At 42.8% G+C, this 24,828-nt stretch carries 22 protein-coding genes; 17 read left to right on the forward strand and 5 right to left on the reverse strand.

Features of this window, described 5'->3' with window-relative positions:
• The first annotated feature begins 1 nt into the window (after position 1).
• The 4 genes from FHS57_RS11945 (at position 2) to FHS57_RS11960 (ending at position 5,265) form a co-directional block, all read left to right on the forward strand.
• Entirely contained in the window at positions 2 to 1,279 is a 1,278-nt protein-coding gene (locus FHS57_RS11945; RefSeq protein ID WP_183973856.1) for a TlpA family protein disulfide reductase, read from the forward strand.
• 17 nt (positions 1,280 to 1,296) lie between these two features.
• Positions 1,297 to 2,331 (forward strand): glycoside hydrolase family 43 protein, encoded by a 1,035-nt coding sequence (locus FHS57_RS11950; protein WP_183973858.1) that lies wholly within the window; start codon positions 1,297 to 1,299, stop codon positions 2,329 to 2,331.
• Positions 2,332 to 2,413: 82 nt separating this feature from the next.
• Entirely contained in the window at positions 2,414 to 4,354 is a 1,941-nt protein-coding gene (locus FHS57_RS11955) for a sialate O-acetylesterase (protein ID WP_183973860.1), read from the forward strand.
• 128 nt (positions 4,355 to 4,482) lie between these two features.
• Positions 4,483 to 5,265 carry a polysaccharide deacetylase family protein gene (locus tag FHS57_RS11960; RefSeq protein WP_183973862.1) on the forward strand — a complete coding sequence of 261 codons (783 nt, stop codon included), beginning with the start codon at positions 4,483 to 4,485 and terminating at the stop codon, positions 5,263 to 5,265.
• Positions 5,266 to 5,500: 235 nt separating this feature from the next.
• Here the strand turns inward: FHS57_RS11960 and FHS57_RS11965 are convergent, their stop codons facing one another.
• Entirely contained in the window at positions 5,501 to 6,286 is a 786-nt protein-coding gene (locus FHS57_RS11965) for a cupin domain-containing protein (protein ID WP_183973864.1), read from the reverse strand.
• A gap of 273 nt (positions 6,287 to 6,559) precedes the next feature.
• Between FHS57_RS11965 and FHS57_RS11970 the strand changes: the two genes are divergently transcribed.
• Both FHS57_RS11970 and FHS57_RS11975 read left to right on the forward strand, forming a co-directional pair.
• The gene (locus FHS57_RS11970) at positions 6,560 to 6,934 is read left to right on the forward strand and encodes a hypothetical protein (protein ID WP_183973866.1); all 375 of its coding nucleotides are present in this window, start codon (positions 6,560 to 6,562) and stop codon (positions 6,932 to 6,934) included.
• 452 nt (positions 6,935 to 7,386) lie between these two features.
• On the forward strand, positions 7,387 to 7,710 hold the full coding sequence (locus tag FHS57_RS11975; RefSeq protein WP_183973869.1) for a helix-turn-helix domain-containing protein: 324 nt from the start codon (positions 7,387 to 7,389) through the stop codon (positions 7,708 to 7,710).
• Positions 7,711 to 7,724: 14 nt separating this feature from the next.
• Here the strand turns inward: FHS57_RS11975 and FHS57_RS11980 are convergent, their stop codons facing one another.
• Positions 7,725 to 8,069 (reverse strand): cupin domain-containing protein, encoded by a 345-nt coding sequence (locus tag FHS57_RS11980; RefSeq protein ID WP_183973871.1) that lies wholly within the window; start codon positions 8,067 to 8,069, stop codon positions 7,725 to 7,727.
• Positions 8,070 to 8,345: 276 nt separating this feature from the next.
• Here FHS57_RS11980 and FHS57_RS11985 point away from each other — a divergent pair, with 276 nt between their 5' ends.
• The 4 genes from FHS57_RS11985 to FHS57_RS12000 all read left to right on the forward strand — a co-directional run bounded on the left by FHS57_RS11985 (position 8,346) and on the right by FHS57_RS12000 (position 13,769).
• Entirely contained in the window at positions 8,346 to 8,978 is a 633-nt protein-coding gene (locus tag FHS57_RS11985) for a gluconate 2-dehydrogenase subunit 3 family protein (protein ID WP_310586991.1), read from the forward strand.
• Between the two features lie 35 nt (positions 8,979 to 9,013).
• Positions 9,014 to 10,729 (forward strand): GMC oxidoreductase, encoded by a 1,716-nt coding sequence (locus tag FHS57_RS11990; protein ID WP_183973873.1) that lies wholly within the window; start codon positions 9,014 to 9,016, stop codon positions 10,727 to 10,729.
• Between the two features lie 376 nt (positions 10,730 to 11,105).
• Entirely contained in the window at positions 11,106 to 12,353 is a 1,248-nt protein-coding gene (locus tag FHS57_RS11995; RefSeq protein WP_229601325.1) for a porin, read from the forward strand.
• Between the two features lie 93 nt (positions 12,354 to 12,446).
• Positions 12,447 to 13,769 (forward strand): ammonium transporter, encoded by a 1,323-nt coding sequence (locus FHS57_RS12000; protein ID WP_028522737.1) that lies wholly within the window; start codon positions 12,447 to 12,449, stop codon positions 13,767 to 13,769.
• Positions 13,770 to 13,949: 180 nt separating this feature from the next.
• On the opposite strand, the gene FHS57_RS12005 is transcribed toward FHS57_RS12000, so the two are convergent.
• From FHS57_RS12005 to FHS57_RS12015, 3 genes are read right to left on the reverse strand one after another with little or no spacing between them, the layout of a single operon-like run.
• On the reverse strand, positions 13,950 to 14,888 hold the full coding sequence (locus tag FHS57_RS12005; protein ID WP_183973877.1) for a ketopantoate reductase family protein: 939 nt from the start codon (positions 14,886 to 14,888) through the stop codon (positions 13,950 to 13,952).
• Positions 14,889 to 14,925: 37 nt separating this feature from the next.
• Entirely contained in the window at positions 14,926 to 15,624 is a 699-nt protein-coding gene (locus tag FHS57_RS12010; protein WP_183973879.1) for an aspartate/glutamate racemase family protein, read from the reverse strand.
• Between the two features lie 59 nt (positions 15,625 to 15,683).
• On the reverse strand, positions 15,684 to 16,286 hold the full coding sequence (locus FHS57_RS12015) for a TetR/AcrR family transcriptional regulator (RefSeq protein ID WP_183973881.1): 603 nt from the start codon (positions 16,284 to 16,286) through the stop codon (positions 15,684 to 15,686).
• 202 nt (positions 16,287 to 16,488) lie between these two features.
• Between FHS57_RS12015 and FHS57_RS12020 the strand changes: the two genes are divergently transcribed.
• The 7 genes from FHS57_RS12020 to FHS57_RS12050 all read left to right on the forward strand — a co-directional run bounded on the left by FHS57_RS12020 (position 16,489) and on the right by FHS57_RS12050 (position 24,788).
• Positions 16,489 to 17,655, forward strand: a complete 1,167-nt coding sequence (locus FHS57_RS12020) for a serine hydrolase domain-containing protein (RefSeq protein ID WP_183973883.1) — start codon at positions 16,489 to 16,491, stop codon at positions 17,653 to 17,655.
• A gap of 36 nt (positions 17,656 to 17,691) precedes the next feature.
• A complete protein-coding gene (locus FHS57_RS12025) occupies positions 17,692 to 19,524 on the forward strand; it encodes a sensor histidine kinase (RefSeq protein WP_183973885.1) in 1,833 nt (610 codons plus the stop codon).
• Positions 19,514 to 20,161: a response regulator gene (locus FHS57_RS12030; protein WP_183973887.1), complete on the forward strand. Its 648-nt coding sequence runs from the start codon at positions 19,514 to 19,516 to the stop codon at positions 20,159 to 20,161. Before FHS57_RS12025 ends, FHS57_RS12030 begins: the two co-directional genes overlap by 11 nt.
• 89 nt (positions 20,162 to 20,250) lie before the next feature.
• A complete protein-coding gene (locus FHS57_RS12035) occupies positions 20,251 to 21,597 on the forward strand; it encodes a hypothetical protein (protein WP_183973889.1) in 1,347 nt (448 codons plus the stop codon).
• A gap of 9 nt (positions 21,598 to 21,606) precedes the next feature.
• Positions 21,607 to 22,617 (forward strand): S41 family peptidase, encoded by a 1,011-nt coding sequence (locus FHS57_RS12040; RefSeq protein ID WP_183973891.1) that lies wholly within the window; start codon positions 21,607 to 21,609, stop codon positions 22,615 to 22,617.
• Positions 22,618 to 22,663: 46 nt separating this feature from the next.
• Positions 22,664 to 23,494 carry a carboxypeptidase-like regulatory domain-containing protein gene (locus FHS57_RS12045; RefSeq protein ID WP_221225611.1) on the forward strand — a complete coding sequence of 277 codons (831 nt, stop codon included), beginning with the start codon at positions 22,664 to 22,666 and terminating at the stop codon, positions 23,492 to 23,494.
• A gap of 205 nt (positions 23,495 to 23,699) precedes the next feature.
• The gene (locus tag FHS57_RS12050; RefSeq protein ID WP_183973895.1) at positions 23,700 to 24,788 is read left to right on the forward strand and encodes a helix-turn-helix domain-containing protein; all 1,089 of its coding nucleotides are present in this window, start codon (positions 23,700 to 23,702) and stop codon (positions 24,786 to 24,788) included.
• Positions 24,789 to 24,828 lie beyond the last annotated feature (40 nt).

Below are 24,828 nucleotides of genomic sequence, written 5' to 3' on the forward strand. Positions count from 1 at the left end.
CATGAGAATTGGATTATTACTATCGGTTTTTCTACTATGGGCACAAACGCTTTTGGCGCAGGCCACGGTAGCCGTTGCGGCCAAAGATTCGCTGGATATTTTTAAAGAAGGAGCGCCTGCGTCGGTCTTGGAGGCGTACAACGCGCTCTGGAATGATGCCGCTCACAAGTCGTTTTGGAACGAGTTTCAACAGAAATTTGCGGCAGATTTTGATGCCAAAAAACAGGGAGAATTGCTGTTTTCTCAAAACATTGACATTCGAGAAATTGACCTTTTCAACCAGCGCCGTAAGCAGCAGGAGTTCCTAAAAAACCACCCCGATGCGGCCAAGCTTTCGGAGCCGTTCAAACGCTATGTTGAAAATACGATTCGTTGGAACTACTGGTATTGGGTGCTTAACCACGCCGTGGCACGGAGCAATGCTGATACCAAAAACTTGAAAATGTCGTCGTTGCCCGCCGTCATGACGGAAGCGCTTGACCCTAAAAAAATTGCGAACGAAGAAGCCTTTCTAACGGCTTCGTACCGTGATTTTTTGGTGGTTTTTGTGACCTATTTCAACTCTCGCGACCATGCCTTTAATAAATACGCCGACATGGGAGCGGCTATGAACGATAAAGCAGCTTTTGCCAAAAAACACCTTGCGGGTTCGCAGGCATTGCCCTATTATTTGTGCCGACTCATGCGCGAAACCTGCGTCAATACGCCCAAAGATGCCGTAGTGAGTACGTTGGATTTGTTGAAAATTACGCCCCAAGCGGAAAAATACGCCCGTTTGGCGACCGAGAAATGCAACGAAGTCCTCACGCGCAAAGAGGAAAAGAAACCCGCCGAGGTAGCTTCAAAGGCTGGTAAGGAAGACGAACTTATCCTACAAAATGCCGAGGGAAAAACGTTTCGGTTGTCGGATTTCAAAGGGAAGGTTGTTTATCTTGATTTTTGGGCGAGTTGGTGCGGGCCGTGTCGTGCCGAATTTCCTCATTCTAAAGCCATGCAAGAGAAGTTGACCGACAAGCAAAAAAAGAAAATCGTATTTCTTTATGCCTCCATTGATGAAAAAGAAGAGGCTTGGAAAAAAGCGTTGGAACAACTTCAGTTACAGGGTGAAAATGGCCACGTAAAACCCGCTGACAACGCCGCAATGTTGCGTAAACTGATGGTGACGAGCATTCCTCGCTACGTGATTATTGATAAAAATGGTAAAATCATTGCCCCCGATGCACCACGTCCAAGCTCACCTGACACGCTGAATGAATTGTTGAAACTGATTGACAACTAACCCTTTTACTATAAATAATGCAACTCAAGTACGTTGGAATTTCACTGCTTTTGGCAGCAGCTTTGACAGGACAAGCGCAGAAAAAAACGCCAATTTCGCAACCGTTGGTGTCTCATTTGTTTACGGCCGACCCATCTGCTCACGTTTTTAACGGTAAAATTTACATTTACCCGTCGCACGATATTGAATCTGACACCAAACGTGACGACGACGGTGGGCATTTTGACATGAAAGACTACCACGTTTTTTCCATGGGTGCCATCGACGGAAAAGTAACAGACCACGGCGTGGCGCTTGATATAAAAGACGTTCCGTGGGTGAGTCGTCAGCTTTGGGCGCCTGATGCAGAGTTTAAAAACGGGACGTATTACCTTTATTTTCCTGCCAAAGACAAAGAAGATATTTTTCGTATCGGTGTAGCGACGAGCAAAAAACCAGAAGGGCCTTTCGTGGCTGAAAAAGAACCAATCAAGGGCAGTTATAGTATCGACCCGTCGGTTTTTAAGGATACAAACGGCAGTTATTACCTCTATTTTGGTGGAATTTGGGGTGGACAACTGCAACGTTGGAAAGGGAATACGTATTTGGGAAAAACAGATTATCCCAAAAAAGGTGAGACGGCCTTGCTACCACGGGTAGCGAAATTGTCGGCCGACATGAAGAGTTTTGCTGAAGAAGTAAAAGAGGTGAAAATTTTGGACGAAAATGGCAAACTGCTCATGGAAGACGATAAAGATAAACGTTTTTTTGAGGCAGCATGGGTACACAAGTACAACGGTAAATACTATTTCTCGTATTCAACGGGCGACACGCACAACATAGCTTATGCCGTCGGGGATACGCCTTATGGCCCTTTTACGTACAAAGGAATTGTCTTAAAACCCGTGCAAGGCTGGACAAATCACCATTCGATTGTGGAATTTAAAGGAAAGTGGTACTTGTTTTATCACGACGTACAACTTACAGGAAAAACGCACCTGCGCAACATCAAAGTCACTGAATTAAAGCACAACTCTGACGGTTCTATTCAGACAATTGAGCCTTATAAATAACCTTGCTTTCGTTTCTTTAACCTATCGTTAACGGCCTTTGGAAAGTTATCCACTTGAGGGAGGCTATTGTACTATTCAAACCATGAGGATTCTAAAAATCGTCCTTGGAATTTTGTTGTTGAGCCATGCCCTGTGTGTGGCTCAACTTCGTTTGCCGCGCCTCATTAGCGACGGCATGGTGCTTCAGCGTGATCAATCGCTGCGGCTGTGGGGGTGGGCATCTCCCCAAGAAAAAGTGAGCCTTTTGTTTAAAAACAAACAGTACAAAACCCAAGCCGATGCCACGGGCAAATGGGAAATTAAGCTGCCAGCTCAACCCGCAGGAGGTCCTTTTGACTTGTTCTTTCGGGGAAAAAATGAAGTGAAGGTCAGCAATGTACTTTTTGGTGATGTTTGGATTTGTGCGGGGCAGTCGAACATGGTGATACCGATGGAACGCGTAAAGGAAAAATACCCCGAAGACATTGCGTCGGCCAATTACCCCGAAATTCGATTGTTTTTTGTGGCTACTTTGACTGATTTGCAACAAAAACGAGACGATTTTCCGTCGGGAAGTTGGAAAGTCGCCAATCCCAAAGATGTGCTTCAATTTTCGGCGATTGCGTATTTTTTTGCAAGAAATCTGTACGAAAAATACCACGTTCCCATTGGTTTGATAAACTCCAGCGTAGGCGGAACGCCCATCGAAGCGTGGATTGGTGAGGAGGGATTGACGAAGTTTCCAGAGTTGACAGCCACATTACAGAAAAATAAAGATAGCCTTTACGTAAAGTCGTTGCTGAAACAAATGGCAGCGGCCAATACCCCCCGAAAATCGCAAGACAAAGGCATGAGCGAAACAATTCCTTGGTATTCAGTAGACTACGTTCCGAAAGGGTGGCGGCGAATGAACGTGCCTGGCTACTGGGAAGACCAAGGCATCAAAGACCTTAATGGGGTAGTGTGGTACCGCAAAGAAATCGACGTCCCTGCCTCCATGACGGGAGTTTCGGCTAAATTGTTTTTGGGACGAATTGTGGATGCTGATATTGCCTACGTCAACGGCAAACAGGTGGGAAACATTACCTACCAATACCCGCCCCGCCGTTACGAAATTCCTGCGGGAGTACTGAAAGAAGGCAAAAATACCCTCGTCGTGCGGGTGGTCAACCAAGCGGGTAAAGGAGGATTTGTTCCTGACAAAAACTATTCATTGGTAGCCAACGGGCAAGTGGTTGACATTAAGGGAGATTGGTGGTGTAAAGTGGGCGAAGCTTTTCCTCCTGCGAAAGACAATGGAGTGAATTTTTCGGCTCAAAACCAACCTTCCGCCTTATTTAATGCCATGATTGCGCCGCTGGTATCGACCGCCGCCAAGGGTTTTTTGTGGTATCAAGGGGAGTCTAATACTGGAAATCCCGAGCCTTACCGTGCCTTACTTCCTACCTTGGTTCAGGATTGGCGCAGCCGCTGGGGGCAGGGTGATTTGCCTTTCTTTGGGGTACAATTGGCCAATTTTATGGAGGTCGATTATTTGCCGTCCGAAAGCCAATGGGCGGTGTTGCGCGAAGGGCAGTTGAACCTATTATCCGTTCCCAATACCGCTTTGGCCGTCACGATTGACCTCGGCGAGTGGAATGACATTCACCCGTTGAACAAGAAAGACATTGGGTATCGCTTATCATTAGCCGCCCAAAAACTAGCCTACGGCGACCAAAATGTAGTGCATTCTGGGCCGCTTTTGACCTCAGCCACGTCCGAAAATGGTAAAATTCGACTACGTTTTGACCAAACAGGCAGTGGCATTGTTTCCAAAGACGACGACGAACTGCGCTGGTTTGCCGTAGCGGGAGCTGATAAAAAGTTTGTGTGGGCGCAAGCACGCATTGAAGGAAAAAATGAAATTGTTGTTTGGAACGACACTGTTTCTGCACCTTTGTACGTGCGTTATGCGTGGGCAGATAACCCCGAAAATGTCAATTTTTACAACAAAGAAGGATTGCCAGCGTCGCCCTTCCGAACGGACGAACCTGCAAAGCGCTAATGTGGGCGAGATAGACTTAGTAAGTTTTGGAAACTTACTAAGTCTTCACGATGCGACGAAGCGGGTTTTGAGAAACCCTTTGCACAGTCTCCTCATCACTTAAATCTCATAACTCATCACTAACAATCATGAATTCAATCCGCTTACTTTGTCTTTTTTTAGGCGTATCACTTGCGAGTTTTGCTCAACAACCTTGGAACGGGAAAAAATGCGCCGTCGTACTTACCTACGACGATGCCCTGAATGTTCACCTCAACAATGCCATTCCCGCTTTAGATTCGGCGGGGTTTAAAGGAACGTTTTACATTTCAGGCTCTTTTCCAGGCTTTACCCAGCGCTTGCAAGATTGGCGAAAGGCGGCCCAACGCGGCCACGAGCTTGGGAATCACACCCTATTTCATCCTTGCGATGCGTCCTTGCCTGGGCGTCAGTGGGTTAATCCTGAAAATGATTTGAGTAAATACACCCTCAAACGCATCACCGAAGAAATCAAAGTGACCAATGTACTTTTAGAAGCCATTGACGGTAAAAAAAGTCGGACGTTTGCCTATACCTGCGGCGATGCCAAAGTGGGAACGCAGTTTTTTATGGATGGCCTCAAGGGGGAATTGATGGCGGCGCGTGGCGTACGGGGCGAAATGCACCCAGTAGATCAGATTGATTTATACTACACCGATGGGTATATTGTCAACAACGACTCAGGGGAGAAAATGACCTCTTTGGTAAAAAAGGCAATGCAAACCAATACGCTCTTAGTTTTTGTGTTTCACGGCGTAGGAGGGGAGCATTCGCTGGATGTTTCGTTGGCGGCGCACCGCGAATTGGTACATTTCCTCAAACAACACGAAAAAGACATTTGGGTAGCACCTTTGGTGGATGTTGCCGATTTTCTTAAACAGCAGAAGCGTTAAATCAATTTCGTTTGTAATGTTTTCCCGCAGATAAACGCAGATTAAATCCACGCAGATGTGCGCAGACAGGGAGCACAAACCGCCGATTTTCTGCGAAAGTCTGCGTTTTTTTTAAATCTGCGTGTTCTGCGGGGAGAAAATGCCATCCACGCAGACGGGAAGCGCAAAGCGCCGATTTTCTGCGAAAGTCAGCGTTTTTAAATCTGCGTGTTCTGCGGGGAAAAAATGCCATTCATTACTCAAATTGAAAAGCAAAGTAAGTGCAGCTGCCTTTACTGGTATTTCGTAGGGCGTGGGGGACGTTTGATTGTAAGAAAATAATGTCACCTACGTCCGAACTCAACCACTTCCCATCAATACTTTCTTCGGCTTGTTGGTGAGTGAGCAATAAAATCTCAGCAGCTTTGTGGGTATGGGGCGGATGACTCATCAAGCCCTCGTTGAGCGTCGTTACGTGCATTTCAAAACGCTTGGCGTGTGCGGTAGCTCGATCAAAAAAATTACGACGCCCTCCTTTATCATGTGGTTTGAATTCTACTTGGTTCCAGTGCACCACAAACGAACCTCCAGCCTTTTTGCCACGCTCCAAATCGACTCCTTCTACGGCCTCGTAGCGCATGATATAATAGGTGACAGGAGCATTGGTTTTGTTTTCAAATCCGTGCTCGTCGCCAGGCATAATGAGCGCGATGCTACCCGCTTCGAGCGTCTCGGTTTTTCCTTCAATCATCACCGTCAGTTCTCCTTCTTTTACAATGACAAGTTCTTCGTCGCTGTGTTTGTGGCTAGGGTGGGGTGCTTGGTGAGGTTTCAGGGTTGTTGCATGCACTTTGAGGTGTTTGAAAGCGGGCGTCGTTCCTTCTAAAATTTGCCGTTGTTCTACTGAAGCCTTTTTTGACACAGGCAGGTCTTTCCATACATATACCCCCGAGGCTATGGGCTGGTGCTGGGCGGAGAGGGAAAAGCTCAAAGCCAAGCCAACAATTAGTTTGAAAGCGAATGAAAAAGGTTGGAAAGCCATACAACAAAAGATAAAATGGATGAAAGAGCTTCAATAGGAGAAAACTTTGAGCATACCAACAAAAGAAAAAAGAGCATTGGTTTTAATGTTTTAGGGGGCGTATAATTAAATTAGATAAATTTCTTACACTAGAAGTGCTTATTTTTTCAATATACGCTATGAAAAATTGATTGAAGAAATTTTATACAAATTATTGTCAATTTAATTTGTATAATTAGATATATTTACGATTCATTATTCACCAAATAATCCATCAGTAAATAAAAATTATTTATGAAAGGTAAAAGACTGAAACAGCTTATTCAGGCGCTGGGCTTAAAACCCGCCAATTTTGAAAAAAAGTGTCTTGGAGAATCAAGAGCTAAAAATATATACAACTGGATTAATGATGAATTTGGAATGAAAGAGGCGGTACTAGAAAAAATTATAGAATCTGTCAAAAAGATTCGGCCTGATTTCAATGGAGATTGGTTACGTTATGGAACTGGCGAAATGTTTTTTGGAAGTGATTCTGAAGCCGTAAAATTACCAGTTGAGTATGAATTACAGATGCTAAAGCATGAGGTTGAGGCATTAAGAAGGGAAAATGGTATTCTTAAAATATTTTTAGCCGAAAAAGGGGTTGACTTGAGGAATCTAGGAGGATAAGTGCTTTTGCTCCTAAAATTTCGATTTAGAATGTATAGGTGGGTAATAAGGGGGGGACTTGGAAGTTATACTACGATGTTCCTAATCCAGTAGTGTATATTGTCTATTGATGGATAGGCATCAAAACGCGGTTAAAAAACTGAAACAATTAGGAGTTTCGGTATAAATTTTTGTATTAATCGTGGTCTATATATTTAACAAGAGAAAATAAGTATTTTGAATATAATTTGTATTTTTCATTATTGCATAGAGCCATTAAATAGAATTGTATTTATGGTGTTCTTTTAATTAATGTACTGATATACAATGGTTTTGTTTTTGGTTTTGATTTTTTTAAATAAAATTACCTTTTGTAGATAAAAATTTTTATGTTTAAAGAAGCGTTTTTATAATCTCAAATTTGAAGCTTCTAGTTTTGAAGTTACTTCTTTAGCTTTATATTACAATTTATTATGAACAAGACTTTGGACGAAAGAGTACTACGAATACTCACATTTATTGAAAGCAAGGGAGGAGCTGCTGTTGTTTCTCGTACAATTGGAAAACATCCACAGGCGATCTATAACATTGAACAAGGTAAAGGAAAGCCAAATTTTGAAACACTAAGCTTACTGAAAGAAGCCTACTATGATTTAGATTTAAACTGGGTTTTTACTGGTGAGAAATCTTTACAAGCAAAAAGTGCAACAAATGAGAGAGATATTGAATATTTGAAGCAAGAAAATAAACTTTTGAGAATTTTTTTGAGAGAAAAAGGGGTAGATTTAGATATTTAAAAGCGGGGAAAGGCTTAGTTCAATTTACAACGTGTTGGTGACTTTTTTATCTTGAATCCCTCAATCGTCACCGTCAGTTCTCCTTCTTTTACAATGACAAGTTCTTCGTCGCTGTGTTTGTGGCTAGGGTGGGGTGCTTGGTGAGGTTTCAGGGTTGTTGCATGCACTTTGAGGTGTTTGAAAGCAGGCGTCGTTCCTTCTAAAATTTGTCGTTGTTCTACTGAAGCCTTTTTTGATACAGGCAGGCCTTTCCATACATATACCCCCGAGGCTATGGGCTGGTGCTGGGCGGAGAGGGAAAAGCTCAAAGCCAAGCCAACAAGTAGTTTGAAAGCGAAAGAAAAAGGTTGGAAAGCCATACAACAAAAGATAAAATGGATGAAAGGAAAATCGCCCGAAGGATTAGAGGGTGCATGTCGCGTATTACCAAAAGAAAAAAAAGGATTTTTTTAACTGCATTAAAAAGCCGTAGATAGCAGCAAATCAAGCAAATGCGCTCAAATTCAAAACTTTAATACCGTAGATGTATATGGGTTTGGAGAAAAAACCGTTTGTTATGCGTAAAAATTGTACATTTCATATGTAATTTTACACCTGCCCAATAATTAAACGTGTAACAACTAACCTTAAAAACTATGATGAATCGCAGAGACGCAATCGCGCGGGTGGCCCTTCTCATGGGAGGAACTCTTTCGGCGCCTTCGTTGATGGCTTTTGGCGAAGGAACCCCCGCAAAACAGGCGGTAGGCGCTGCTTTTAGCCTAACGAGTGCGCAGAAAACCCTCGTTGCTGAGATCGCAGAGCACATTATTCCTAAAACCAGTACTCCAGGTGCCAAGGAAGCGGGCGTAGGGCCGTTTATTGAAATGATGTTGGCGGATTGTTACAAACCGCAAGAGCAACAAAACTTTTTGGACGGCTTGGCAGACCTCGACGAAAGAGCAACCACAGCCCACAGCAAGAAATTTTTGGAAACCTCGTCGGCTGAGCAAGTCGCTATTTTGAAGCAAGTCGAAAAAGATACGATTGAATTGATGAAGAGCGCCAATGTACAGCAAGTAAAAGTAGGCGACAACGTGGACAAAGAAGTGGTAAGTTCTAAAAAGCTCAAAGGAACACCGTTCTGGCGTTTGTTGAAAGAATTGACGCTATTTGGCTACTTTACATCCGAACAAGGTGCGACTCAAGCCCTTGAATATGTGCCTATTCCTGGGCGTTATGATGCGTGTATTCCGCTCAAACCAGGCCAAAAAGCCTACGCGCTTTAATTTTCACATTCTCCAAATTTCAATTCAAGAGTCCAATGTATTTGAATATAGATGCACAAAAAGAAATGACGTACGATGCTATCGTCGTAGGGTCAGGAATAAGTGGCGGCTGGGCTGCCAAAGAATTAACTGAGCGTGGCTTGCGCGTGCTTTGTATTGAGCGTGGTCGCGACATCAAGCACGTTGAAGGGTACGAAACAGCCATGAAAGCGCCGTGGGAGTTTGCTCACCGTGGTCGCCCCGACAACATGGCTGCCGAAGAATATTGGGCAGGGATGCGCACGGGCTATACAGCCAATGAAGAACACCGCTACTTGTTTGAAAACGATAGCAAAAACCCGTACCTCGAAACCCGTCCGTTTGACTGGATTCGTGCCTACCACACGGGAGGCCGTTCGTTGTTGTGGGGACGTCAAAGCTACCGTTTCAACGAAGAAGATTTCATGGCTAACGGCAAAGAAGGTGTTGGGGTGGATTGGCCAGTACGTTACAACGAAATTGCGCCTTGGTATGACTACGCCGAGCGTTTTGCAGGAATCAGTGGGTCGAAAGATGGTTTGTCGGTACTTCCTGATGGGCAATTTTTGCCAGCCATGGAGCTAAACTGCCTCGAAAAACACGTGAAGTCGGAAGTAATGAAAAAGATGGGCCGTACGATTACCATCGGTCGGGTTGCTCACCTTTCAAAACCACAAAGCTGGCATACTGCCCTCGGACGCGCTGCTTGCCAGTACCGCAACATGTGTATGCGTGGCTGTCCGTTTGGAGCTTATTTCAGTACGCAGTCGGCGACGTTGCCAGCGGCGATGAAAACCAAGCGCTTGACATTGGTCAATAATAAGATTGTATCGGAAGTAATTTATGACGAGAAAAAAGGCCGTGCTACGGGCGTTCGGACCATCGACCAAAATACCCTCGAAGTAAAAGAATACTACGCAAAAATTATCTTCTTGAACGCTTCGGCGATTCCGTCGGCGTCTATTTTACTTAATTCAAAATCGAGCCGTTTCCCCAACGGATTGGGCAACGACAGCGATCAAGTAGGCCGCAACATCATGGATCACCACCTTGGGGTAGGTGCTTCGGGCGAGTTTGATGGTTTCCAAGACCAATACTACTTCGGACGTCGTCCAAACGGAGTTTATATCCCTCGCTACCGCAACTGGGGCAACGACAAGCGCGATTACTTGCGCGGGTTCGGTTACCAAGGTGGTGCAAGCCGCAGCGGTTGGGGACGTGGTGTAGGTATGGAAGGCTTCGGTGCTTCGTTCAAAGACGATTTGAGCAAAGTCGGTGGCTGGTCGATGGGTATTGGTGGTTTTGGTGAAGTATTGCCAAACGAAAACAACCGCTTTACGTTACACCCAACCAAAAAAGACAAATGGGGAATGCCAATTGTGGTATTTGATGCTGCTTACGGCGAAAACGAACGCAAGATGCGTAAAGACATGGCCAACGACGCCGCCGAAATGCTCGAAGCGGCAGGTCTTAAAAACGTTCGTTCGTACGATGATACCAGCAAAAACCTCGGTATCGGTATCCACGAAATGGGAACGGCACGTATGGGTAAAGATCCTAAGACGTCGGTGTTGAATAAAAATAACCAGTTGCACGATTGCAAAAACGTCTTCATGACCGACGGTGCCTTTATGACTTCTGCGTCTTGTGTGAACCCTTCGTTGACCTACATGGCATTTACGGCACGCGCTTCTAAGTTTGCGGTAGATGAGTTGAAGAAGAAAAACCTCTAGTTTTCGAGCGTTTTATCGCCTTTGGAGGCCCAGTTACTTCGGTAGCTGGGCTTTTTTGTGTTTTGGTATATCTATCTCTTATGTGTTTAGTATGGTTAAAATATAACTATTTGAATGTTTTGTTGATTTTATGGTTGTGGTATTGAGAAAGAAAATTTTGATAAAGTGATTAAAAACAGAATAAAATAAAAAATATAATAATTTTGATATATTCTTAAATATTTCAACGTAAATAAACTTAAAAATCGAAAATTTGCAGTTTTTTACTAATAAATACTCAAAAATTATACTAAAAATTTGGATGTTTACAAAAATAGCTCCATGTTTGTATCGGAAAACAAAACCACGTATTGCCCACCTTAAACAAAATAATATTATGCAAAAGCTACAATTACTTGTTTTATGTTTGTTTTCGACGTTTTTGGCTTTTCCTAAGGGGATTGAGGAGAAAAAGTCAGACGCCAAAACAGAAACTAAGACCGAAGCTAAAGTAGAAGCTAAGACCGAAGCTAAAACGGAAGGAGAAGAAGAGAAGAAAGGGTCGTTTACATTTTCGGGATATATCGATTCTTACTATAGTGCCAATTTCAACAAACCAGCTTCACGTTCTAACTTGGGTGCATATTATGCTCGCGTATTTGACCAGAGATCAGGACAAATTTCGTTGGGTTTGGTACAAACTAAAATGCAATACAGCAACGAAAAGTCAGATGTAGTGATTGATTTGGCTTTCGGTCCAAACGCTGACCTTGGTAACTACGGAAACTTGCTCGGGCCACTTGGTTCAGGAGGTACATCATTGGCTATCAAACAAGCGTACTTTAACTGGAAAGCATCTAGCAAATTGACGTTCACGGCGGGTCAGTTTGGTACCCACATCGGTTATGAAGTAATTGATGCTCCAGTAAACTTCAACTATTCATTGTCAAACCTTTTCAACAACGGTCCATTCTATCACGTTGGGGTGAAAGGTACGTACGCTTTCTCTGACAAAGTGTCTTTGATGCTTGGTTTGGTCAACAACGTAGATAACTTGAACGATAACAACCGCAAAAAAGGCTTTGTATCTCAGTTGTTTGTGAATCCTGCTAAAGGCTGGAATGTATATCTTAACTTTATCAACAGCAACGAAGCAAGCACTGACGACCAAGGAAATACCCCAGATGCACACTACCGCGTTCTTGATTTTGTAACAACGCTTCAAGCGACTGACAAGCTTTTGATTGGCGCAAACGCAGCATTTGGTTCACAAAAAGGCTCTTACCAAGGCGGCGCTGTTTTGACAGAGTCAACACCTTGGGGTGGTGCAGCAGGTTATTTGAGCTACGCAGCTTCTGATTTGTTCAGCATTGGTGCGCGTTACGAATACTTCGACAACACGGCAGGTGCTCGTGCGCTTCTTAACCGTCTTGGAAATGGAACATCGGTAAATTCATTGACCCTTACTGGAAACTTTACCGTAGCAGATGGTCACTTGTTGATCAAGCCTGAGTTCCGCATGGATTCATACAAAAAATTGACAGGCGCTGGCGAAAGCGGACAACAACAATTTGAAGATTCAAAAGGTGCTTTCACTAAAAACGCACAGTCAACGCTTGGTCTAGCACTCATTTACAAGTTCTAATAATTGATTCCTATTTTAAGTGGAGCCTTCAACGCCTCCACTTAAAATCCTTGATAACTATTAAAGTACAACCAAAACCAGTCAAGTAAATCTATGAAAAATTTAATCCCACTCGTGATTTTGCTGGTAGTTAGCCTCTTAGGAGTCTTAATGCCAGCTATCCCAACCCAAATTGTAACCGAAGGGTTAAATTCAGGCGATATGGCCTGGATGCTTGTTGCTACGGCGTTCGTATTGTTGATGACACCTGGCTTGGCCTACTTCTACGGAGGAATGGTAAACCACAAAAACGTTATCTCAACAATGCTTCAGAGCTTTATTGCAATGGGCGTAATCAGTATCGTTTGGGTTGTCGTTGGTTTTAGTTTGGCTTTCGGTGATTCAATCGGTGGCTGGGTAGGAAATCCTATGACATTCTTCATGTTCAATGGTGTATTAGACGGAAAGCCTTGGTCATTGGCTCCTACTATTCCATTGGCATTGTTTGCATTCTTCCAATTGAAATTTGCGGTAATCACGCCTGCGCTTGTGACAGGTTCGTTGGCAGAGCGTATCAAATTCCGTTCGTATATTTTGTTCATGGTGTTGTTCAGCATTTTCGTATATGCTCCTTTGGCACACTGGACATGGCACCCAGAAGGTTTCTTATTTAAGCTTGGTGTACTTGACTTTGCTGGTGGTACTGTAGTACACATGTCGGCAGGTTGGGCAGCGTTGGCGGGTGCGTTGTACTTGAAGCGTCGTCGTTCACACGAAGAAGCAAACTTTTTGCCACCAGCCAATATCCCCTACGTATTGTTAGGAACAGGTTTGTTGTGGTTCGGATGGTTTGGATTTAACGCAGGTTCGGCCGTAGGTGCAGGTCCATTGGCAGTTTCAGCATTGGCTGCTACCAACACCGCAGCTGCCGCAGCAGGTTTGGCGTGGGTATTGTTCGATACAGCAAAAGGCAAAAAGCCATCAGCCCTTGGGTTCTCAATCGGAGCCGTTGTAGGTTTGGTTGCGATTACACCAGCCTGCGGATTCGTTACGATTCCTCAGTCGATTTTCATCGGTACTATCTCATCAATGGTATCAAATTACTTGGCACACCTTCGTACCAAAACTACGTTGGACGATACGCTTGACGTATTCCCTTGCCACGGTGTAGGTGGTATGATGGGTATGATCATGACGGGTATCTTTGCTTCAAAAGGCGTAAACGGAGCGGTGGTTGACGAAGGGTTGGCTTACGGTACATTTACCCTTTTCAAAAACCACATGATTGCTCTTGTGTTGGTGTCAGTATTCGCTTTTGTAATGTCGTACGTTATTTTAATGATTACAGACTTCATCGAGCCACTTCGTGTATCAGAAGAAGACGAAAAAGTTGGGTTGGATATTAGCCAACACGATGAATTCTTGGTAGAAGCTTAAAAACCAAATAGAAAAGTTACAACGAGACCACAGAGGGCATGCCCTATTGACTGTGGTTTTGTTGTACTCGTTGAAGCTACTGGCATTGCTGGTAGCTTCATTTTTTTTGTAGCATCGAATACGGTGAAGCCAACAAGATAGTCTGCCGTTTAGAGGGCTATATTGTTTTTTGCGTGCAGTTTAAGAAGACAGAGAAGACAACGCTATTTGAGACTTAATTTGTATCAATTCGCCCAAAAGGCTTGTTTCCTTGGCCAGTCTCTTTTCTTGTAAGTTATCGGCAATAGTAGCAATGGCGACGTTTAATGTGTCAATCTCCGTTTTCCGTTTGTTAATGATGTCTTGGTAAGTAGAAATCAACTGGCCGTCAGAATGTTGACTGATTAGCAAGAGGCTATTTATGACCTCTTCGGAACTCAATAAGATGCCTTGGGTGGCTGCCACCGCAATACACTCGTTTATTACTGTCTTAGCGATACTTAATGCCTCTGAGTTACGATAGAAAATCCCATTGTCAATTTCCAATAGTGGGCAAACGGAATTAAAGACACAATTAACAATGGTTTTTGACCATATCTTAGCGTATATATTCGGCTCCGTTTTAAACTTGAAATGCTGCGTATTTATTTCATTAACTATGCTAAGTAACCCCTCGTTGGTTCCAGAAATAATGCCCACCGAAGAATCTGAAACTGGCATGAACTGTAATTTATTTTCTGACAGAAGCTGGGATGTTGCAAAAAGAACACAGCGGTAGATTTGTGGAAATTTATGTTCGATAAATGGTTTTTCCACATTTAGCCCATTCTGTAAAATTATGATTGGAGTAGCATTGATTTTTGCCTTCAGCCTTTGAGCAATAGCCGCATTTCCGTACGACTTATTGGTTAAAACCACAAGGCCATTCAGTTCTGAGTAATTGCTTATCGTGCTTATGGGGACTTCTGCTTTTATCACTTCGCTGTTTTTTAATACAACTTCAATTTGCTCAGTGTAAGCCGAATGGTCGTCGAGATGTCCGCGCAGTAAAACAACTTCTTTGCCCTCACTTTTTAAAAAAGCGGCCAGTGCTTTCCCAATGGCGCCAGCTCCAACGATGAAAATAGCCTTGCTGTTCATAGATTACTTAGGCTTTGTTTTTAGAAGATAAACCAAGCTAGGTGGTTGTTAAAGCAAACTCAACGGCTGCCTGTGCATGAATCAGGGTAGAGTTGAAAACAGGGACAGAAATGTCTTCTTGAGAAATGAGTAAGGGAATTTCGGTACAACCTAATATGATACCTTCTGCGCCTTGTTCAATAAGCCTGTTTATGATGGAGATGTATTCTTGTTTTGTACGTTGAAGAAGAATACCCTTGCCCAATTCGTGCAGAAGGGTTTCTTCAATGAAATCTATTTCTGCTTTGGTAGCAGGTATGATTATTTCCAATCCTTCCTCGGAAAGTTTCTTTTTGTAGAAATCCAATTCCATGGTGTAAACCGTACCCAGCAAACCGACTTTCTTTAACTGTCTTTTATGAATGGCATTGGCAGTGGCTACTCGGATGTCGATAAGAGGTAAGCCCACTTTTTGGGCAACTCGTTCGGCAACAATATGGGCAGTATTTGCACCCAGTACGATCACTTCAGCACCCGCGTCTTTTAATCTTGATGCAGCGTTTGACAATAACTGGAATGTACCCTCCCAGTTATAATCAGCATTGTATGTGCTGAAATTTTCGAAATTGACCGAGTAAATAATACATTCAGCAAAATTTAGATGGCCTAATCTTTTATTGGTTTCTTCATTGATAAATCGGTAATAATCCAGCGTTGAAGTCCAACTGATACCGCCTACAAGTCCTATTTTTTTCATCTTTTTGGTCAGAAAGTGTTATGATAAATCCAGTGAGGCTACTCGTTTGGCTAAAAAAATTAATCTTTCAAACTCACTATTATTTTTTCTAAAAAATTCATCGCAATCTTAAGTTCTGTTAAACTATCAGTTACTTTCGCTTGCATAAATGCCCCTTCAATCAATGATATAAGAATAACCGCAATTTCTGTAGGGTCGGTGTCTGGTTTTATTTCACCTCGGTTTATTCCTCGCTTAACCTGATTTTCTACCGATACTTTCCAAAAAGAAAGGGCATTGGTAACTTTTTCTTTCAAAAGGGGATGAGTGTCGTCTGCTTCAGTGGCGGTATTCAAAATAGGACAACCAGCCCGTAAAAAAGGTATTTTTAAATAATTACGGTATATAGCTGGATAAACAAGTAATCGTTCAATGGAATTTTCGGTTGCCATCAATTTTTCTTTGATGTAGTCATTGACTTTCGTATGGTTATAATCAAAAACAGCCAGTGCAACCTCATCTTTATTTTCAAAATTTCCATAAATGCTACCCTTCGTTAGTCCTGTCGCTTGGATAAGGTCATTGATGGATGTCCCAGCGTACCCTTTTTCATTGAAAATAGGGGCCGTTTTTTCAATAATAAATTGTCTAGTCCTTTCTGCTTTGGATAGTGTCTCATTCATGATGATGCAAATATAATGGACAAAAAATACCGAACGGTATTTTTTGTGTAAAAATTTATTTTGAGCACAGATTTAAAGTAAAACCAGTAGCGGCAGTCAGCTATTTGGGCAATATTACCTATGAAATTGACTATTTCTGCCTATGTTTTAGGGTTTTGCCATCAAGTAATTTTGCGTTCATAATTTTTACAGCAATACAAATATGAAACGCTATTTGATGATTATCCTACCAGTTTTGATTTTTACTGGTTGCAAAAACAACAATGTAGATCCTAATCCGACTACGACATGTCTGGCGGAAAATGCGATTAATGAGGGAATCATTCCTGCTTCGGAGGTGAAAGCCATTATTGATTCTTATACGTCTGACAAACTCCCAGGGATTACATTTCTGGCACGCAAGGGAGATAACTATTGGCAGTACAACAGTGGAGTACTCAACAAAGATTCAAAGAAGTCAATGAGACCGTGTCTAGTATGGCCTGGCTACAGCATCACTAAAATGTACACCGCCACCGCTATTTTAAAGCTCGCTGAACTTGGGAAAATCTCGCTTGATCAAAAAATCAATACTTGCTTACCAGCCAATTTGCTCTCCAAAATTCCTGATGCTAACAAAATAACCATCCGAATGCTGCTGAATCACAGCTCTGGTATTGAAGACTATTGGCATAATTCTGAGTATGTTGAGGGGTACGTCGAAAACCCCGCCCGTACCTACGAGGTGAGCGATTACTTGGAGGCAGCTAAGAGACGATTTTTTGAGCCAGGGACAGATGTCTATTATTCCAACACCAATTACCTTATTTTGTCGCTCATTATCGACCACATTACCAATCAGAGGCACGAAATATCTTTTCTTAAATACATTTATAATCCACTCGAACTTTCGGATACTTTCTATAAAGAATTGCCTACTAACCTGCTCATAGATACACCACGTTTGTATGCCGATGTCGAAGGGGCGGGTAGGCTAATTGACTTTACGGATTTGTCATACGTACAATTTCGCAACGAATCAGGTAGCAATAGCATCTTTGCAAAACCAAAAGATTTTGTGGATTTTATTCATGGTCTTTCGCATGGTAAGTTACTCAACGCCCACTATTTTTCAGAGATGAGAAAGGAATATACTGGAAACGCCAGTCCAGATGTATATGGCTTAGGATTAGAGTTTTATGAAAAAAATGGCGCCAAAATGTACGGTTATGCTGGTAGCAGTTTTGGGGGAAGAACGCTCTTACTCTATAATCCTAAAACCGACGTAAGCTTTTTTATAGGTGTCAATGCGGGTGCGGAACTCGGAGGGCCTGTGTTGGAAAACATTGCGGAGATGATGGAAGAAATTGCGACTAAGCTGGCAAATTAATCGCTCTCAGGTACAATACTTGTTATATTTGAAACCATGAGAGTATCCGCTTTATTTATATTGTTTCTGGTAAGTAGCCTGCGCCTTGTTGCGCAGGTGATTACGTTATCGGATACCATTCAAAAATATGCCATCTCGTATCCTTCTTACCTCGAAGATACTCATGCTTCTTTTACGCTTGGACAGGTTGAAAAAGAAGCATTTGTGAAGTCCAATGACAAAGTCCCCGATTTTCTCGGGAATTTTTCAAAAGCCATTTGGTACCGATTTGATGTAATAAATAAAAGCAAGACCGACGATTGGTACCTTGAAATCAAGGGAGGGTTTATGCACCATCTGACCGTCTATCAGCAACATGAAACGGGTGCTTTTCAGGCACTAAAGCTAAGCGGGGATGGCGATTTTCGGTCGAGGCCCGTGTTTTCAAATAACCTCGTTTTCCCGATTCCCGTGGCTTCTGGCGAAAAATTGAAAATCTACGTTCGGGCCACCAGTAAAACGCTGATTCGGACCTCCATGAGTTTGAATACAATGCAGAAGTTGTACGAAGACAATATCCGCATTTCTTACGGAGATGGCTTTTTTACGGCGGTAGCAGTTGCCTTGTTGTTGTACAATTTGTTTGTTTATTTTTCTTTGCGAGAAAAAGTCTATCTCTACTACATTGGGTATATATCCACGGCTATTTTACATACCAACTTAGTGGCGGGCCATGTACAATTGTTTTTACCTTGGCTCGATGTGTTGAATACCACGACGATACTTCCCATTGTTTCCTTTTTTAGCATTTTGTTTACCAACTCATTTTTACAAACCCAAACGTACGCCCCTTTCATTTACAAAATCCGATGGCCGATGATTGCTATCTGCCTGCTACCGCTGGTATTTTATGCCGTTGGGAGCTACAAAGTGGCAATCCTGTTGGTTGCTATTTTTGTTTTTACCCTCTTTATCTACTGGCTTGTTGCGGGTATTTGGGTGTATAGAAAGGGCTTTGCGCCCGCCATTTTCTACATCATTGGATTTGGCGCGTTGGCACTGATGAGTGTGGTTTTTGAATTAAAAATGAAAGGTTGGCTGGAGGAAAGCTACTGGACGGACTCTTCCCTCTTTATAGGCGCAGCCATAGAGGCGGTTATTCTTTCTTTTGCGCTTGCCGACAAATTCAATTTTTACAAAAAAGAAAAGGAGCGCTTGCAGGAAGATGCCTATCGCCAAACGACCCGTTTTGCTCGGGAACTGATAAGTATGCAGGAAGCTGAACGCAAACGAATCGCTTCTGAACTGCACGATGGACTGGGGCAAAAACTGATTCTGATTAAGAATAAAATACTACGAGCAGCGCAGCCTGGGGCAGCAGCTTCTATTCACCTGTCGGGCGAGGCATTGTCGCAGAATGTCGCGGAGGCAATACAGGAAGTGAGGGATATTTCATACGGATTGCGACCTTACCAGCTTGATTTGCTGGGGCTTAGTAGTTCTATAAAAAGCCTGGTTGAAGAGACGCTTGACGCTGCGCAAATAGACTATGAAATTTATTTAGACAATGTGGATCAGCTTTTTGATAACAATGCGCAGATTAACATCTACAGAATTATTCAGGAATGTGTCAACAACATTGTGAAACATGCGGCTGCCTCTCAGGTAAGTATTCACATAAAACACCAAAGCGACCAAGTAAAAATCACGATTAGTGATGATGGGGTTGGTTTTAATCATCATCTCAATCACGCAGGTTTTGGATTAAAAGGGATGAAAGAACGCTTACAAATTTTAGAAGGAAAAATGACCGTGACTACCAAGCAGCCGAAAGGCACGCTGTTTGAATTTGTCATTCCACTGCTAACTGATACTTCTTATGGACAATGAAAAAATCAAAATTCTGATAGCTGACGATCACCCGATTTTTCTGAAAGGGTTGCAGGAAGTAATCGAAGACAAACCACACTTGGAGGTAGTTTGTAAAGCAGACAATGGCACAGAGGCTATTCGTTTGGCACTGATTTATGATATTGACATGGCTATTTTAGATATAGATATGCCTGGGGCTAATGGATTGCAAGTAGCTGAGCAGATTCTGGCCAAGAAACCTGGGGTAGCTATTATTTTGCTTACCATGCACAAAGCAAGGGACGGTTTTTTGAAGGCATTGGAAATAGGAGTGTCGGGCTATGTGTTGAAAGAAAACGCAGTGGTGGACATCATCAATGCCATTGCTGCCGTCAACCGTTATCAGTCGTACATCAGTCCAGAAATGTCGTCTTTTTTGTTGAAACACAAAAACCGAAACCGAAACGATGTTTCTTTCCGACTCGAATCACTCACGCCTTCCGAAATGAATATCTTGGAAAAAGTGGCTCAGTATAAGTCCACCAAAGAAATAGCCGAAGAGTTGTTTATCAGTGAAAAGACAGTTTCCAACCACCGAATGAATATTGCCAAAAAATTGGATCTCAGCGGCAAAAATAGCCTACTTCGCTTTGCCATTGAGCACATAAGTGCCTAATTATAAGCATTACTACCTATGAATTTGAGGGGATATGCCCATTGCTGCTGAGTGGCAATGGGCATAATTTTGTACAAAAAAAAATAGGTATGAAATCCAAGAAAACAACCCCCCGAAAGCCCAGTTTATGGCGCGCTTTCTCCCTTTCGTTCAGTGCATTATGTGTACTGTTGATTTGTTTTTCGTGCGAGAGAAACAATATCAATTCCCAAAACCCAGACACGCCTAGCCCTCCTTTGAGGTTGCCACATGGTCAACCTATCGGTGAAATTGCCACGGCACAGATAGGTAAAGAGGGTGGCATACTGACCAGCAAAGATGGAACCATAACGATGGAGATCCCCGCTGGTGCTGTCGATGCCGCCACGACTTTTAGCGTACAAGAAGTTGAAAATGTCCTAAAATCGAGAAGCAAGTCTTTTAGGCTGCTGCCCGAGAATGTGGACTTCAAAAAACCTGTTACCCTCATCTATCATTACGATAAAATCTCGATGGAGGGCACCAATCCTGATATGTTATTTTTGGCTTACCAAGATAAGGGTGGGAATTTTTATTGGGCCAATAAAACCAAAGGCAACCGCCAAAATAAAACGTTGACGGTACAAACGTCTCACTTCAGCGATTGGACTTTTTATTCGCAATATGATTTGTACTCAGAAAACAAACTCCTGAACGGCGAAATAAGCCTTGTGCAGGGAGAGGAAATCGCCATCGAATTGAAAGCAACTCCTCAAGATAACTTTGAAGGGGAATACAGTCAGATACAGCTTCCAGAGGTAAATTATGGCAACGTAATCAAGAAAACAGTCTGGGATTATAGTCCCAAAATAGGCAAATTGATTGTTAATGCAGGGGAGGGCTCTATTGTTTATGAGGCTCCCGCAAAAGTAGATAAGGTGGAACGGGTTTATATCAACGTCACTATCAATGGCAATCTTGGGAAAGATAACCTCGGAAATGTCGTGCAGCAAATGCAGATAAGACAGCCCGTGGTTATTAATCCAGAGGGGTATTTTATAATAAGTGAAAACGGGAGTGAAATGTCAGCGCTTGATTTTTCGGGCGAATTTATACAGCTAGTTGGCTCTCAGCTTGTCGCTCACTTTCCTAATGGTTATATTCTTTCTTTATATACCTATGACGGAAGCGTGGGAGGGTTTAAATACAATCTTCACGGTACGCCAGGGGCTGCGGTCATTGAGTTGACACAAAGTGAGGGAAAAGGTGGCATGATAGTAATGCGCCCCAAAGACTGTAGCGGTAAAGACCCAGAACTCTATTTTTCACCTGGAGCTCTAAACATGAAAGCGGTTCCGAACAGAAAAGGAGAGTATTTTGAGGGGGAGTTTACGGTCACACTGTTTAGTTTTGGGTATTGCCAAAAACCTTCAAGTAAAAATCTTTCTGGCAAATTTAGATTTAAAAATACCATTTAATCAGCTGGTATGCGAAGCAAATATAACTGCTTGACGACGGTAGTATTGCTGATTGTCCTTGCCTACCAAGGAAAAGCCCAGATGCCTGACTCAGTCCAAACGTACCTTGATACCTGCCTGATTGTATTGAAAAACAACGCCTTGTATGCCAATCGTGTCAATTGGAAGGAAAAAGAAGCAGAAGTACGAGAAAAAGCCAAAACAAAGGCAGAAACCTTTGAAGCGCTGAAAGTAGTTTTTACATCACTCGGTGACATGCACGCGGCTTTCTACCATGAGGATAACTCGTTTAGGCTAGATAATACAGCACTGGTTGAAAGGTATTCGGATTCGCTCAAAGCAGCATGGAAGCGCGGCCCGCAGATTGCCCCCCGAATGATTGATGGGTTTGCCTATTTTGTAGTACCCTATATGGGGGCAAAAGGACAAAAACAGATTGACTGGTACGCCAACTGGCTGTATAATGAAGTGGTCAAACTTCACAAACAACACCCCAAAGGATGGATAATAGACCTACGTCTGAATAGCGGCGGGAATATTCGACCTATGTTGGCAGGCTTGGCTCCGTTTTTTAGCGAGGGGGGCGTCAGTTATTATATCGGCCAAAATGGGGAAGCGAGTGACGAAGCATCATTTAAAAATGGTGATTTTGTGATAGATGGTCAAGTGCAGGCGACTATAAACGACAAAATTGCCCAATTTCCAGCTGCCAAAGTAGCCGTGTTGATAGGGCCAGGCACTGCCAGTTCTGGTGAGATAACTGCTGCCGTTTTCAGCAAACGCAGCAACACCGTACTCATTGGAGCACCTACAGCGGGCTTAGCGAATGCCACCAATGGATTTGTTTTTAATGATAACAAGACCTATTTCCTTTTTTCTACCGCCCGTATTGCAGATGCGTCGAAGGTTTGTTTCCCAGAGACCATCCAACCCAATATACCCATCCATGGTCAAGAGTCTTTTCAGGAATTGATGCAGGATGAAATAGTTAAAGCAGCCATCAATTGGTTGAGACACTGAATAATCGCTCAACCGTATTTACAAAATTTTAAAACATTAATGTACGATGACAACGTCAAGATTAACAGCATTCTTTTTTTTATTAGCAGGTTTATTGGTAATGTCCTGCGAGGTTACCCCCATGAATCCCAACAATGCACAACCTTACACCATTAGCGGTACGGTGAAGGATGCCGCTGGCAACCCACTAAGAGGAGCGAGGATTAGAGTCGAAAACCCAAACGGAAACAATATACATTATACAGCCACTACCAACGAGGCGGGCAAGTATAGTGTGACAGTGAGCGCTATTGGAGGGTACAAGATATACGCTTGGAAAGAATCAGTGTTTGAAGACCAACTCTACCAAATCAGGTTAGGGATGGAAAAAGAAAGCGATTACGACGCGTTTAATGTGCCAGCAAGCGGTACAACGAAAGATTTTGTTTGGAAATTGAGCGGACGAATTCCTGACAGGGTCGCAAGCAAAGAAAACGGTACAGGATATTTTGGTGGTACCATAAAATTCATCAATTACAATGCCTTTACCGACGAGATGCCCGCAGGAACTGAAGTTTCGGTCTTATTTACCCCCGTCGCAGAAGCTAAATACCTTGACGGAACATCGGCTGTTGGTAAAACGATTGAACGCAAATTTACGATTGCTTCAGGGGTTGGTCAGGCGTATTATCTAAATGATATTCCCGCCACAAAATATAAAATCACGGTTTCAAGCCTTAAAAACGGGGTAAAAAAAGCAGTACACGTCGCGAGTGGTAGTTCGGATGAGTTTTTGGCCAATGCAGAGTATTACTTTAAGCCTGAAGGTGGGTCGGGTTCTTATGAAAACGGCTTAATCTCCCCCAATGAATATTATTATTACCTGATGAGTAAATAATGCTTCTTGAAGATAGGGAAAGTAGGAATAGAACCTTCTGAAAAGGGGGTTCTATTTTTATTGAAAAGATATGAAGATGAATAGTCTAAGAGGGTAAAAAATGAAATTAAAACATGAAAATTTAATTAAAATGTGTTTATTTTGGAATACAAATGTCGAAAAACTGAGTTATTTTTATATCCAAAATAGCTGATGCTACACAGAAATGGAAGCAAACATCATCAATATCGGACTGTGCTTGTGGGCGAGCGTGCTTTGCTTTCGCTTTAAAAAAGAAAGCTACCCTTACTATTTAGGGGCTATTTTTGTGATTTTAGGCATTCACCAAGCGTTTTCGTTGCTCCCAATCGGTATGATGAAAGGCTTCATGCGCTGGATTCCCGAAACGTTGTTATTATTGATTCCCGTAGCCCTTGTACAGTCGGTTCGGACTGCTTTGGGGCACACAGAGGCGTTTTCGGCCAAGTGGCTGCTGGTGCCAGCGGGTTTGTATGTGAAGGCATTTTCTTACATGTATGCTGCTGGAATGGTTCAACATGATAATTTTTACCAAAGCACGTTTTTCTTTACGGCACTCGGAGGCGCTTTCCTGTTTAATGTCGGTACGGCCATATACCTTGAAACTTTGGTATTTAAACATTACGAAATAGCTACCAAAGATAAACTTTTCTATAGTATTCAGGGATTGATAGGTGGTATATTGACATGTATTTTAATGATGGGAGTTGAGGTATTTTTCGTTGTACCCCAATATGTCTCTTTAACGGTAGTAGGTTTGATCAGCGCACTGACTATTTTGGCCGTGACAATGGAATGGTTTCAAGCGGGTGTTCCTGCCGTTTCGCTTCCTATTAAAGTCAAAGACGAGCGTTTACAAGCCGTTCGCATCGCAAGTGCGACCAATACCCTTAGTCCGAAAAAAGAATTAGCGCCAGAGTTGCGAGAAGAATACGTACAACGCGTAAAAGAAGCCCTTGAAACCAAAGAATTATATCTAAATGTTAAGTTGTCCCTTAGCGAGTTTGCCAAAGAAATTGGCATGAATCCGCACCACTTATCCTACATCATTAACCGCGAATGGGAGCTTAATTTTAATGAACTTCTCAATGTATATCGCATCAACCGTGCCAAGCAGTTGTTGCTGGAACCTGGCAACGAAACAGCCACTATGTTTGCCATTGCGATTGACTCAGGCTTTAATTCGGAGTCGTCGTTCTACACAGTTTTCAAAAGAAACACGGGTCTTTCTCCCAAAAAATTCAAAGATTCCATAAAATCTACTTCAGAATTATAATTTTAGAGTGTTTGTTGCGCATTTGTATGTTCATTTGTAC

The sequence above is a fragment of the Runella defluvii genome, from assembly GCF_014195535.1.
Taxonomy (GTDB): Bacteria; Bacteroidota; Bacteroidia; order Cytophagales; family Spirosomataceae; genus Runella; species Runella defluvii.